12 protein-coding genes and 1 riboswitch are annotated in these 12,897 nt (G+C 43.1%); of the genes, 3 read left to right on the top strand and 9 right to left on the bottom strand.

Annotated elements, in window-relative coordinates; all coding sequences use genetic code 11:
- Position 1: 1 nt before the first annotated feature.
- From E3D00_RS09445 to E3D00_RS09435, 3 genes are all read right to left on the bottom strand, one after another.
- Positions 2-2,203: a TonB-dependent receptor gene (locus E3D00_RS09445; protein WP_141462027.1), complete on the bottom strand. Its 2,202-nt coding sequence runs from the start codon at positions 2,201-2,203 to the stop codon at positions 2-4.
- Between the two features lie 95 nt (positions 2,204-2,298).
- Positions 2,299-2,491, bottom strand: a riboswitch (cobalamin riboswitch).
- A gap of 167 nt (positions 2,492-2,658) precedes the next feature.
- Positions 2,659-3,231: a histidine phosphatase family protein gene (locus E3D00_RS09440; protein ID WP_181441961.1), complete on the bottom strand. Its 573-nt coding sequence runs from the start codon at positions 3,229-3,231 to the stop codon at positions 2,659-2,661.
- Complete coding sequence (locus E3D00_RS09435) at positions 3,204-4,178, bottom strand: threonine-phosphate decarboxylase (RefSeq protein ID WP_246091426.1); 975 nt, start codon at positions 4,176-4,178, stop codon at positions 3,204-3,206. The genes E3D00_RS09440 and E3D00_RS09435 overlap by 28 nt, the downstream gene beginning before the upstream one ends.
- A gap of 92 nt (positions 4,179-4,270) precedes the next feature.
- Between E3D00_RS09435 and cbiB the strand changes: the two genes are divergently transcribed.
- Positions 4,271-5,269 carry an adenosylcobinamide-phosphate synthase CbiB gene (gene cbiB, locus E3D00_RS09430; RefSeq protein ID WP_141462020.1) on the top strand — a complete coding sequence of 333 codons (999 nt, stop codon included), beginning with the start codon at positions 4,271-4,273 and terminating at the stop codon, positions 5,267-5,269.
- Here the strand turns inward: cbiB and E3D00_RS09425 are convergent.
- From E3D00_RS09425 to E3D00_RS09415, 3 genes are read right to left on the bottom strand one after another with little or no spacing between them, the layout of a single operon-like run.
- Positions 5,253-6,713, bottom strand: a complete 1,461-nt coding sequence (locus E3D00_RS09425) for a cobyric acid synthase (protein WP_141462018.1) — start codon at positions 6,711-6,713, stop codon at positions 5,253-5,255. The two genes, cbiB and E3D00_RS09425, sit on opposite strands and share 17 nt — an antisense overlap.
- Positions 6,713-7,321: a cob(I)yrinic acid a,c-diamide adenosyltransferase gene (gene cobO / locus E3D00_RS09420; RefSeq protein ID WP_141462016.1), complete on the bottom strand. Its 609-nt coding sequence runs from the start codon at positions 7,319-7,321 to the stop codon at positions 6,713-6,715. Before cobO ends, E3D00_RS09425 begins: the two co-directional genes overlap by 1 nt.
- A 2-nt stretch (positions 7,322-7,323) precedes the next feature.
- On the bottom strand, positions 7,324-8,640 hold the full coding sequence (locus E3D00_RS09415) for a cobyrinate a,c-diamide synthase (protein ID WP_141462014.1): 1,317 nt from the start codon (positions 8,638-8,640) through the stop codon (positions 7,324-7,326).
- Positions 8,641-8,702: 62 nt separating this feature from the next.
- Here E3D00_RS09415 and E3D00_RS09410 point away from each other — a divergent pair, with 62 nt between their 5' ends.
- Positions 8,703-9,782: a cobalt-precorrin-5B (C(1))-methyltransferase gene (locus tag E3D00_RS09410; protein WP_141462012.1), complete on the top strand. Its 1,080-nt coding sequence runs from the start codon at positions 8,703-8,705 to the stop codon at positions 9,780-9,782.
- Here E3D00_RS09410 and cobM read toward each other — a convergent pair whose 3' ends face one another.
- The 3 genes from cobM to cbiE are packed head-to-tail and all read right to left on the bottom strand — an operon-like array spanning position 9,783 to position 12,130.
- Positions 9,783-10,535: a precorrin-4 C(11)-methyltransferase gene (gene cobM, locus E3D00_RS09405; protein WP_141462009.1), complete on the bottom strand. Its 753-nt coding sequence runs from the start codon at positions 10,533-10,535 to the stop codon at positions 9,783-9,785.
- Positions 10,536-10,547: 12 nt separating this feature from the next.
- Complete coding sequence (locus E3D00_RS09400) at positions 10,548-10,919, bottom strand: cobalamin biosynthesis protein (RefSeq protein WP_141462008.1); 372 nt, start codon at positions 10,917-10,919, stop codon at positions 10,548-10,550.
- Entirely contained in the window at positions 10,916-12,130 is a 1,215-nt protein-coding gene (gene cbiE, locus E3D00_RS09395; protein WP_246091425.1) for a precorrin-6y C5,15-methyltransferase (decarboxylating) subunit CbiE, read from the bottom strand. Before cbiE ends, E3D00_RS09400 begins: the two co-directional genes overlap by 4 nt.
- Positions 12,131-12,156: 26 nt before the next feature.
- Here cbiE and E3D00_RS09390 point away from each other — a divergent pair, with 26 nt between their 5' ends.
- Positions 12,157-12,897 (top strand): cobalt-precorrin-6A reductase, encoded by a 741-nt coding sequence (locus tag E3D00_RS09390; RefSeq protein WP_141462005.1) that lies wholly within the window; start codon positions 12,157-12,159, stop codon positions 12,895-12,897.

Here is a 12,897-nt window from a genome sequence, read left to right as displayed (position 1 = left end):
TTTAGAAATCAGCCCTAGCACTCAAAGAAAATACTCGAGGAGAACCTAATAAAACCTGACTAGAATAACTTGTATCTGCCCACTGAATAAAATGCTTATTCGCAAGATTATCAATCCGGCCAGAAAGCGTAATATGATGCACAAAATGCCATGTCGCAAAGACATTTACTAAGGCATAATCTTTTAAACTCAAAGTATTACTAAAATTCCCTTTGCGCGCAGAAACATACCGAACCCCAGTACCTAAATCGAATGGCAAATCCGCAACGTGATACCAGGTTCCCCACATATTTGCCGTTAATTTCGGCACATTGGGCACCTCATTTCCGGACGCATCTACATCTACAGAAGGATGAAAGTTTTCATAGCGAGACCATGTATACGCCAGATTACCAGAGACACTTAAATGCTTTGTAAAAGTAATTTGACTATCCCACTCCACACCACGAGATTTTTGCCGACCTGCGGTTGAAACAGCATCCACTCCAGTCGCTTCCAGAATTTGACTGCGGCGGATATTATAAAGTGACAAAGTGGATAAAAGCTTTTGATGGAAGAACAATCCCTTAAGGCCAATCTCTTCCTGATTAGAATGACTTAACCGTGTAAACTGCCCTTTATTGGCGAGAAATATATTCGCTCCTGGTGGATCTTCAGCCGTCGTATATACCCCATATAAACTCATTTCTTTCGTGAGATCATATACGGTGCCGACACGAAAATTAACTGGATTATAATACCCTTTAAAACTTGTTATCGTATTAAACGATCCGTTTTGACGATAATTCTGCCGATTTAAAGAAAGCCAGTTATATCGAAAACCACCGATTAGACGTAAATTCTTCTGAATATTGAGTACATCCTCCAGAAATAACCCTGCATTTAACAGTGTCGTTGGAGATTTCATGGCAGGGTATTCTCCTGCAAAACGCCCTAAAGATGTTTCTTGAGGAGCCTCCAGAGAAACACTATCCGCATAATCTGCATTCGGAAAGCCGCGACTCCTGATTAGCCGAATATAATAAGCATCGCCACCAAGAACCAATCGATTTTTCATGTTTGCTACATGAAAATCAAAGCGTCCATCCATTGTATCACCAACCTGATGTTGATTTTGATAAACATAAAAGCGATCTCGGCCTATATCACCCTGTTTGATATTCTGCCCTTGGGCATTCACCTGATCGGCAGAAGCAATATAATTATAGCTTTCTGCATTATCCCATAACCGTTTCGCATACAAAAAATATGCTTTGTTATGAAATTCAACCCGCTTATTAATTTTCCATGATGATTGCAGTGTCGGAGCAATATTAACCGAATTCGCACGGGCATTTTGTACGTTGTAATAATTCCATAACGATGCCCGTCGAATACCCACTCCTTCTGAAGAGGATAATAATCCACCAGCTTTGTCTATTGACCCTATTAAAGAAACTAACGGTGTTCCATAATAGGTCGATAAGCGATCTTTCAAATAATCGACACTGAAACGATTACTAAAATGAGCATCAGGTTTCCAAAGAGCCGTAACCGTTAAGTCATTACTATGTGGGTCTGATCCTTTTACATATCCGTCGGAAGAAGAGCGGCTAAAATCTGCCCGAATAGCTAATTGTCGATTAATAGGAACAGACCCGCCTACTCCACCATTCCATGTGTTAAAGCTTCCATAAGACACTAAAGTGTTCAAATGCACCCTATCAAATTGAGGATCTTTTGTCCTCATATCCACCGTTCCGCCGACAGATCCTTGACCATATAAAACAGAAGATGGCCCTTTTAAAATTTGAATGCTTTGCAAATTAAACGTGTTCAATGGCCTGTTAATCATCGTCGTTGGGCCATAATAAAAACCATCACGTAATATCAAAATTTGGTTTCCCGAAAATCCACGCATCATAAATTGAGCCGGATTTCCGGGGGACCCACCAGAAGTTACTCCAGGAGCACTATCGGCCGCGTCCTCGGCATGCATATAACCACGCTGGTTCATTATTGTTTTTGTAATAATATTAATCGTCGCAGGATTATGCTGAACAGAAAGCTGTAAATTTCCACCAATAGGCGGTTTTTCTTTTAAAATCGTATTATAACCGTGGGTAACAATGTGTTCTTCGTTTACTTTTTCTTTCGCCTGAACATGCTCGCACACAGCTAACATTGCCATAGGCAATACAAGATAAGGATGATTTTTTTTCATAAAAAACGCACATTCTCATACTCAATGCGTCACTACGATGAGTATAAGCACAAAGCTTATCACTACGTCCGGTGCACCCCGCCCATTCGCTTCGTCCATGACCATTTTTAATGGCAGGTCTCCTGGCTCGTACATCCTCAATAAGCCATAACCTTCCCAGAGTATTCCTCCAGTGGCGCCTTACGGCCAATGTCTTATCTCAATACTTACAGTTGCGGGGGCAGCCTCAGATTTAAACTGAGTTCCCTTTTAATCTCGTTTAAGAGAACCATTGATTTGACAGATTATAATCATAAATCCTATGGAAAGAAAGATGACATCACAAAGGATAAAAAATGTCTTTTGGCGCTTTTTTTGTAACTGTATTTTTAGCCATAATTTTTATTCTAGGCCCAATAGCTTTAGCTATTGCTCTGGCAGCCTGGATTAATAACCGTTTCCTTGAGAAAAAATAATTATACATCTCCTGCTAAGGAAAAAGACGATAACACTTGTAGTTTTAAAGATTTTGTTTTGGATATAACACTCCACGTATTCGGAAAAACATCAACCCTGTTCTCATCTTTATATGTGGCTCCTACGCTAATAAGAACCATTGCTTTAATAATTTCGGGTCTTAATATTAAAACTACTTTTCCTTTATACGAACTGGTCTGATCTAACCATTTTCCAACGCGTTTATATACTTCTTGACGTGATTCACCATTAGACGGTGAGTAAGACGCATCTTCCACCCATTGTGATAAATGATGCGGTGGAATTTCATCAAAAAAATGTCCACTCCATTCCCCATAATTACAGCCAGATAATTCAGGATACACCACAGACTTAATATTTAATACTTTATCGAAATAATATTGATCCATTTCATTACCCACTATATAGGCATCGGCTTTTGTAAAAAATACCTTATCTTCTTGAAAAGAAATATCACCTCTTTGTGGGAAATATCCTTTTTTTATTTTGTCTGATGGAAGATAAGCAAAACATAACAATTTAATCATTGCATATTTTGCCACTGCCAGCACGCTTCTTCCAACCGTGTCCATTCCTCTTCATTTCGAGGAATCCCAAAGCGCAACTCCTGAGGCCGTTCTTCAAAAGAACGTACAACTATACCACGCTTACACAGAAACTCCCAAAACCTCTGTGCCTGCGGGTGAGACACCAAGCAAAAGAGACGGCTCTTCCCTTTTATAGATAGCTGAGCTTCCTGTAGTAGCGCACTTAACCTTAAAATATCCTCCTTTAGCTTTTTCTTTATTTCTTCTTGCCAAGACACATCTTTTAAAGCACGCGTTCCAACAGAAATTGCCACCGAATTTACGGACCAATCTCCTAATATAAGTCGCATTCTGTTGGCGACAGAAACCGTTGAGACCAAAAATCCTAAGCGTACGCCAGGTAATCCATAACTTTTCCCAAAAGAACGCAACATAATAATATTGAATTTTTCGAGGATCTCTCCTCCAGAAAAATCCTCAAAATCTGCATATGCTTCATCAAGAATAAGCCACCCTCCTTTTTGGGTAACATCGGCGGCAATTGCTTCTATCTCTTGTAGACTGAGTATCCTTCCATCTGGATTATTAGGGTTACACATCACAACAATCGACTGATTTTTTATTGCTTTTTGTAATTTTGTTGAATCTTCTACAATCTGAACAGAGGCACCTGCATTTTTCCATGATATTTCATGTCCAGAATATGTAGGCCCCAAAATAAGAACGTGTCTTTGTACAAGCACATACGGCAAAAGTGAGATTAACAGTTGCGTGCCGGATGCTCCAACTATCCTGTCTAAATCCTTAATTTTATATGCGTTTGCCGCAGCTTTATATAACTCTATTTCCTCACCTATTTGTGGTAAGGCTGTAATCATGACTAAATCTTTTTCAGAAATAGGATATGGGTAAGGACTAATTCCAGTTGATAAATCAACAAAAGGCTTCGGCGCAGACGGAAAATGTTTCATAACCTCCATTATCTGGCCACCATGCTTAGGCAAATTTTTTCCACGCAGGCTCATACGACTTTCACCCTTTTGAAACAAAACACCTTACCAATATGACCTATCTCTTCCATACTTTTTTTATAACAACACTGGCCTGCTGTATTGAACGATTGTTCGGATACCCTCACATTCTTTTTCGATATATTAAGCATCCTGTCGTTTGGATAGGAGCCATTATCTCGTTCTTTGAAAAAAAATTAAATAAGCCGGAACAATCACAAGCTCTTGCTTACTTCTTTGGGATCCTCTTAATTTTTTTTCTTTCTTCTCTCATTTTTATTATTACTTTCCTAAGCTCTATTGTTCTCAACCACACTTTACCCCCCTTCCTTGGGGACGTTACCCTTGCTTTTCTTTTAAGCTCTCTCATAGCCCAACGCTCCTTATGGGACCATGTTAAAGCTGTTCAAGACGCTTTAAATTTGAACGGACTTAAAGGAGGGCGTCAGGCCGTTTCCATGATTGTAGGTCGTGACCCTAACACGCTCGATGAAGCGGGCGTTATCCGTGCATCTATTGAAAGCTTAGCCGAAAATTTTTCAGATGGTATTGTCGCCCCTATCTTGTGGGCGCTCTTTGTGGGGTTGCCCGGCGCTTCCACCTATAAAACCATCAACACAGCAGATAGCATGATCGGCCACCTTACCCCTCGATATAGAGCTTTTGGCTGGGCTTCTGCAAAACTAGATGATCTGGTTAATATCCCAGCATCTCGGCTCTCTGCCTTATGGATCATAGCCGCAGCAGCGACTTTACCCCAAACCTCTGCTCAAAACGCTCTTCAAACTGTTCTCAAAGATGCACGCCACCATCGCTCACCTAATGCCGGTTGGCCCGAAGCGGCAATGGCAGGCGCTCTAGGAATAAAGCTTGCCGGCCCACGCAGCTATAACAATATCCTCGTTGATGACCACTGGATCGGAAGTGGAAACTCCTTTGTCAAAATTTCAGATTTAAAGCATGCTCTTCAACTTTATAAGCGGGCCTGTTTTCTTCAAATCTTGACTATTGCTTCCCTCACCCTCTTATTTGCTTTTATGCTATGGGGCTAGCCAGTGCTAAGAGTGCGTCTATATCCAAGTGTTTCTCTAGATGATCTGCCCATTCATCCAGAGCATCTTCAACTGTTTTTTGATAACTCGCTGTTTCAAAAACGGATACCGAAAGCCTATCCATTAACGCTTTTCGTGCTTGATTTTCTGAAAACACCCCATGCAAATAAGTACCCCAGACCAATCCGTTTTCTGAAACAGCTCCTTCGTTACGCTCACCAATCTGAGAAAATGGTCGTTCACAATCAGGACCTGTCGTCCGGCCGACATGCATTTCATATCCAGATACATCCACGTTTTCAGGCAATATTTTACCGAAAACGGGCTGTAAGGATTTCTCAGATGTTAAGTGAGTCGTAACATTCAATAAACCCAACCCATCAACTCCGCGGGGTTCTCCTTCAATGCCCTCCCAATCTTCTATAGTTTTGCCTAACATTTGATAACCACCACAAATTCCTAAAACAGGTTTCTTCCTGCGGACATGCGCCTGAATATCAACGCCCCATCCCTGTTCTTTCATAAACAAACAATCTGCAATTGTTGATTTAGAACCAGGTAATATAATCAGATCACACTCAGGAATAACCTCTCCCGGGCGCACGACGTCAATTGCCACATGATCAAGCCCTTTTAATGGGTCAAGATCATCAAAGTTGGCAATCATCGGCATATGAGGGAGTGCAATCCGTACTTCGGCCTTTTCTTTCCGTGTAATTTTTAAATCTTCTGCATCTTCTGCTGGCAGACGCTCAACTACACGCGCATACGGCACCAATCCTAAATTATGCCATCCCGTCTGCTTTTGAATGAAAAACATCCCATCAACAAAAAGCGAAGTATCACCTCGCATTTTATTAACAATAAACCCTTTAATACGAGATTGATCACCCTCAGTGAGAACATGTTTTGTCCCGACCAAACTAGCAATCACCCCCCCACGATCAATATCGCCAATCAATACTACGTTTAAATCTGCCGCTTCTGCAAAACCCATATTAGCAATATCATTTTCTCTTAAATTCACTTCTGATGCTGAGCCGGCCCCTTCAACTAAAACAATATCTGCATCCTCTGCTAAAGCTTTAAACGCAGATAAAACTTCTGGCATGAGTTGCTTTTTTACATCCTGATAAGCCCGTGCTTTTACATTCTGCCAGATTTTTCCTCTTACAATAACTTGTGATCCGACCTCGCTTTGAGGTTTTAATAACACAGGATTCATATTCACAGATGGCATCACAAAACATGCTTGCGCCTGAATAGCCTGCGCTCGCCCGATCTCTCCTCCGTCCGACGTTACGGCTGCATTATTAGACATGTTTTGAGGCTTAAAAGGCCGGACTTTTAAGCCTCGTCGAGATAAAGCACGCGCAATCCCTGCAACAAGAACAGACTTCCCAACACTAGAGCCTGTCCCTTGAAACATTAACGCTCGTGCCATTAGAACTCAAAGCCTGCCTGCGCTTTAACACCAGCATCAAAATGATGCTTTACGGGCGTCATTTCTGTTACCATATCTGCCGCTTCAATTAATTCTGCTTTAGCATTCCGGCCTGTCACAATAACATGCTGCATCACAGGACGTGACTTTAGATCAGACAAGACCAGATCGAGCGAAAGATAATCATACCGCAAGGCAATATTCAGCTCATCCAATATAACAAGCGCAACATCTTCTTTTTTTAACGCTTCCTGCGCTACACTCCACCCTCGCTCACATGCTGCAATATCTCGCTGTTTATCCTGAGTATCCCATGTAAAGCCCTCTCCCATAGAGTGCCACTCCACCAAATCATCGAAGCGCTTTAAAGCCTCTCTTTCTCCCGTTAACCATGCTCCTTTAATGAATTGAACGACAACCACTTTCTTGCCATGCCCTAACATCCGTAAGGCAACGCCAAAAGCTGCTGTCGATTTTCCTTTTCCTGCTCCTGTATGAACAGCAAGAACCCCTTTGGAAATTTTCTTATTCGCAACCTCTTTATCCTGTAACTCCTTCCATTTTTTCATTTTTTCACGATGTCTGCGGTCTTCATCCGAACTATTCATTGTTAATCTCCACGATAATGAGAAATAATGTGAAAAAATGAACCAGAAACATGCCCCCTCTGCCCCCCAGCATTCCCCAGATCATGTCCATATCCATCCGTCAAAGAAACAAAACTGTCATCTTTCCCAGCTTCAATTACGCGCGCATAATGGAATTCATGCCCACGAAAAACATCTCCTTTTTGCCCTAAGGCGCCTGTCTTCTGTAAGGTTGCCTCACGATATCCCAGATTCATTTTTCGCTTAGCAAAACTCGTGACATGCCCCAAAAGGCCCAGCATATCATGCCTCTTCCCTTGGGCATCTTCCAATGCCTCCCCCAAAACCATAAAGCCTCCACATTCACCATGCACAGGTTTGGTTTTTGAAAAACCCTGCATCATTTTTTTAAAATGAACGGCTTGAGCAAGCTCCCCCGCATAAAGCTCAGGATACCCACCAGGGAGCCAACATATATCAGCCGTTCTCTCTGGCCCTTCATCTGCAAGAGGCGAAAAAGGAAAAAACTCTGCCCCCGCTTTCCACCAAGACTGCGCTATATGACCATAAAGAAAAGAAAAAGCCCTGTCATCCGCTACAGCAATTCGTTGGCCCGGCGGAGGCACACACACAGCATCTTTTTGTGATACGTTCAAATCTACAGCACTTTGATATACAGCCTCCAGATCAACTGATTTTTCTACTATCTGAGCTAGAGTATCAAATAATTCCGGCAGGGTATTATGCTCACGAGCCTGTACAAGCCCTAGGTGACGCTCAGGAAGAACCAAAGAAGCATTACGCATTAAAGCCCCCAAAACAGGCAAGCCAACAGCTTCAATCGCTTGACGGGTCATCTCCAAATGCCGTGCGGAAGCAACACGGTTCAAGATCACACCCGCAACATTTATTTCTGGATCTAAAGTAGCAAAACCATGGGCAATCGCTGCAGCCGACTGGCCTTGTCCTGTCACATCCAACACAAGAATAACTGGAATACTCAATTGTGCGGCAATATCCGCAGGAGAACCACGGCGTTTTTTGGGTTCTAAAAGACCATCGTAAAGCCCCATAGAGGCTTCAATAATCAATAAATCTGTTTCTTGCGTCCCCTCATAGAGCAACGTTTCTATAACATCCAGACTCATCGCCCAGCTATCAAGGTTTAAACTTACCTTTCCTGTTAATGCTTCATGAAAAGCAGGGTCAATATAATCCGGACCTGTTTTTGCAGCCTGAACAGAAATCTGTTTTGCCTGTAGCGCTGCCAGCAAACCTAAGGTAACTGTTGTTTTTCCACTACCCGATCGGGGAGCTGCAATCATCACAGCACGCGTCATCTGCTCTTCCCCTTTTGTAAAAAACCTTCATACTCTTTGAAAAAGATCGTATCTTATTTCCAATGACTGCCCAAGGCTCTTCTTTACGTTATGGATGGACAACTGGAAGCTGTGCCACCGCAGCAACAAAAGCGGCTTGGACGGCTCTTATAACAGGCGCATTTCCCGATCCTGTTACCATTACATTACCAAGTGGCCAAACAGCTTCTTTCTTTTTGGCCCAGCATGGATATTCTAAAACAGGCGCATGGGCATGCATCATAAAAGATGCAGGAGATGATCCAGACGTTACGCACGGCGCGCTCATACGAGCGGACGTGCGTATTCTTCCAAACGAAAACAATATTATATTCTGTGCAGGGCAAGGCGTTGGCACTGTTACACGCCCCGGTTTACCCATTCCTCCTGGTGAGGCGGCGATTAACCCTGTCCCTCGTCAAATGATGATCCAAGCACTAAAAGAGGTATCCCCTCTCTACACAGGCGCTGAAATCACAATCTCCATTCCCAATGGGGCAAGCCTTGCGGAAAAAACACTTAATCAACGCCTTGGCATTATAGGAGGATTATCAATCCTCGGCACAACAGGCATTGTGGTACCTTTTTCATGCTCTGCTTGGATCGACAGTATACACCGTGGGATCGATGTTGCACGAGCTCTGAACCTGCCTCACATTGCAGCTTCAACGGGACATGTTTCTGAAACATCCATTCAAAAACTCTACAACCTTCCTGATACAGCCCTTATTGAGATGGGTGATTTTATAGGTGGCGTTTTAAAATACCTACGTAAAAAACCTGTTCCACAACTTACAATTGCGGGCGGCATCGCCAAAATAACTAAACTTGCCCAAGGTTTGCTGGATCTTCATTCTAAACGTGGTCAAGTCGATATGGAGGCTCTAAGTCACTTAGCTTGTCAAGCAGGCGCATCGTCATCTTTATCTTTCAAGATTTCTAAGTGTGAAACTGTATCTGAAGCATTTCTTCTCGCCCAATCCCACAATATCCATCTTGGCAATTATATTGCTCATGCAGCTTACACAACGGCTCAAAAAACTTTAGATCAGTCCTCCACACGTCTTAATGTTATTATCTTCGATCGGCATGGAGAATGTGTTGGATATAGTCCTTTTCTTTAATTAAGAACGAAAACGTCTCTGATACTCCGGGTTATACAAAGCACTTTCTCTAAAATCTTGAGCGTGTAAGGCGGGACCGACCAAAACCAAAGCTGTTCTCTCAATTGGGTTATGCTTCACTTCGTCTAAGAGCACGCCCAAGGTTGAACGTATTACAATCTCATCCGGCCACTCAGCGCGAGCAACAATAGCCGCAGCACACTCGCTGCCATAAAAAGGCAATAACTCTTCAACAATTCGGTCTAAAGCATGAATAGCCAGATGAATAACTAACGTACAGCCTGTAGCAGCGTAGGCAGCCAATGTTTCTTTGGGAGGCATAGAAGATGCACGCCCACTCATCCGCGTTAAGACAACAGTTTGTGCCACTTCAGGAACTGTTAATTCATTTCCCAAAACAGAGGCCGCAGCAGAAAAAGACGGGACGCCAGGCGTCATTGTCCAAGGAATACCTAATCGATCCAAGCGTCGTACTTGTTCTGCAACGGCACTATATATGGCAAGATCACCGGAATGTAGACGCGCAACATCCAAGTTCTCTGCATGAGCCTGAATATATTCCTGCTCAATCTCATCCAGAGATAATGCTGCTGTATTAACCAACCGCGCATTTTCAGGGCAATGCTTTAAAATGTCCTGAGGAATGATGGATCCTGCGTATAAGCAAACCGGACAAGACGCCAAAATATCTCGTCCACGCAAGGTTAAAAGATCAGCCGCACCTGGGCCTGCTCCTACAAAATGAACTGTCATCACACACCCTGTTTAATTCTTTAAAGAAGCTAATGCTAAAGCTGCTGTAACACCACGCCCCTTCTGAAGGGGAACCAATAAAGTACTGCCTTTTCCTGCTCCTGCAAGAGCACATGCTTCAGCAACGGCCCCTAATCCTGTTCTATGAAAAGCTACATCAGAATAAGAGAAACACTCTTCCTGTCTTTGATGCAACTCTAACTCCCCAACCCAAAATATATCCAATTTAAAATACTTAGCAGCGTGGAGGAAAGCACTCTCATCTTTACGAAAAAATGGTACCGCCAGACCAGAAAGTGTGAGGCCTAAAGAAGAAGCCTCAATGAGGTCGATTACGGCTTGGGCATCAATTATTTTTCGACTGCCTAAACCAACTATAATCATGAAATAACCGTTGAATATTGCGTCACTCGCATTGCTGGCCGATATGCATCCAGTTTACCAACAGTAGAGATCCGCTCTACCCCAATACGTATTAACTCTCCACCATATTCTTTATACTGCTCCGCCAAGATCATCTCCCCTTGGAGGGTTACAGCATTAACCACCAACCGTGTTCCACGCTCTACACGTTTCCTAATTCTTGAAAACAACTGCTCCCCTGTTAGTCCTCCCCCAATGAATACGGCATTAGGTAATGGCAACGTATCAATCGCTTCAAGTATGTCCTCTTGGACAACGTCTAATCCCGGCACCCCAAAGGCTAATGCATTACGCATTATTCTTTGAGCGCGCACAGCATCTCTTTCTACTGCAATAGCCCTGTTCTGGGGGTGACGTAACATCCATTCAATTGCAACAGATCCAGCCCCGGCCCCTAAATCCCACAACATCTCTCCAGCTTGAGGCGCCAAAGCAGAAAGCGTTATAGCCCTGATTTCCCGTTTCGTGATCTGCCCATCATGCTCAAAAAGACTATCCTGCATTCCACAGGATAACGGGATAATACGTGCTTTGGCATCTGCTTTAAGCTCAACCCCTATAATATTTAAAGCTGCACACACCGGAATATCATTGTGCGCAATATATGTCTTTTTTTGCTCTTGCTTGCCCCCAAGGCCTTCCAGAATATAAAGAGTAGAGCCCCCAAAACCTCTTTCCACAAGATAGTGCGCTACCTTTTGTGGTGTGGTCCCATCCGCTGATAAAACAAGAAGTTTGCCATATCGTTTCAAAACAGGAGCCAGAGTTTCCAATGGCCGCCCACATAATGAAACTACACTAATGTTCTGCCGCGCCCATCCTAATCGGCCACATGCCATGGAAATAGAGGAAACCGCTGCAATACAAAAATATTCCTCCGGCCTCAGATGTTGTGCCAGAACACTCCCCACTCCAAAATCAAACGGGTCTCCAGAAGCCAAAACAACTACATTTTCTCCACGCAAAGAAAGAACTTGCTGCACACCTTCAGAAAAAGGGCTCTTCCACGGCACCGCCTGCCCTTTAATCAAAGATGATGTATGCGCAAGGTGTCTCTTTCCTCCTATTACATACGCAGCATTTTGAATGATGTGCTTAGCCGTAGCCGATAAACCGTCTATGCCATCTTCTCCAACACCTATAATATGAAGCCACGGACGTTGTATGTGCACACTCATCTCCACATAAGGAATACGAAATGGCGATCTTAATTCTGGGAGGAACAACAGAAGCCAATCAACTCGTAAATACTTTACAAAACTCTTCTCACAAAATCTTTCTTTCTCTGGCAGGAATAACATCCCAACCAACCCTCCCTCCCTCTTGTCATCCCCACATTGGAGGGTTTGGAGGTGTTGCAGGGTTATGCTCGTTCATAACCCAACACGATATTACAGCTATCATTGATGCAACGCATCCGTTTGCGCAGCAAATCAGCACGAATGCAACGCTTAGCGCTCAAAGAATGAATATTCCTCTCTTACGCATAGAAAGACCCCAGTGGTTTCCTCAAAAGGGCGATAACTGGCTTTCTATTCCTACTTTTATGGATGTTATCCAGCACCTTGGAAAAACTTCTAAAAATGTATTCCTGACCACAGGACGAAAAGATCTGGCAGCCTTTTGTCAAGCACCACAACACCATTATGTTTTACGCAGCATTGAACCTCCCACTTCCAACGCGCTTCCTCCTCAAACGACACTCCTTCTTTCCAAGCCGCCTTTTACGTTGGAAAACGAACAAAAATTAATGCGTTCTTATAATATCGATTTTCTAGTCACTAAAAATGCTGGTTCTAATGCCACAAAAGCCAAGTTAGAAGCGGCTAAAAACCTTAATATTCCAGTGATTATGATCGAGCGTCCACAGCTTCCTGAAGCACAGGTTGTATCAACGGTAGAGCACGCAAGAAAATGGGTATCACATTTATTTAGTTAG

It is taken from the genome of Swingsia samuiensis, assembly GCF_006542355.1.
Lineage (GTDB): Bacteria > Pseudomonadota > Alphaproteobacteria > Acetobacterales > Acetobacteraceae > Gluconobacter > Gluconobacter samuiensis.
The sequence above is the reverse complement of the archived record's forward strand: the minus strand, read 5'-3'. Positions and strand labels throughout refer to the sequence as shown.

Excerpts from the sequence above, each read along its gene's own strand:
- E3D00_RS09390 (WP_141462005.1), top strand. The coding sequence starts at position 12,157 with ATGGCGATCTTAATTCTGGGAGGAACAACAGAAGCCAATCAACTCGTA.
- E3D00_RS09435 (WP_246091426.1), bottom strand. The coding sequence starts at position 4,178 with ATGAAACATTTTCCGTCTGCGCCGAAGCCTTTTGTTGATTTATCAACT.
- E3D00_RS09445 (WP_141462027.1), bottom strand. The coding sequence starts at position 2,203 with ATGAAAAAAAATCATCCTTATCTTGTATTGCCTATGGCAATGTTAGCT.
- cobM (WP_141462009.1), bottom strand. The coding sequence starts at position 10,535 with ATGACAGTTCATTTTGTAGGAGCAGGCCCAGGTGCGGCTGATCTTTTA.
- E3D00_RS09425 (WP_141462018.1), bottom strand. The coding sequence starts at position 6,713 with ATGGCACGAGCGTTAATGTTTCAAGGGACAGGCTCTAGTGTTGGGAAG.
- cobO (WP_141462016.1), bottom strand. The coding sequence starts at position 7,321 with ATGAATAGTTCGGATGAAGACCGCAGACATCGTGAAAAAATGAAAAAA.
- E3D00_RS09410 (WP_141462012.1), top strand. The coding sequence starts at position 8,703 with ATGACTGCCCAAGGCTCTTCTTTACGTTATGGATGGACAACTGGAAGC.
- E3D00_RS09400 (WP_141462008.1), bottom strand. The coding sequence starts at position 10,919 with ATGATTATAGTTGGTTTAGGCAGTCGAAAAATAATTGATGCCCAAGCC.
- cbiB (WP_141462020.1), top strand. The coding sequence starts at position 4,271 with ATGACCTATCTCTTCCATACTTTTTTTATAACAACACTGGCCTGCTGT.
- E3D00_RS09415 (WP_141462014.1), bottom strand. The coding sequence starts at position 8,640 with ATGACGCGTGCTGTGATGATTGCAGCTCCCCGATCGGGTAGTGGAAAA.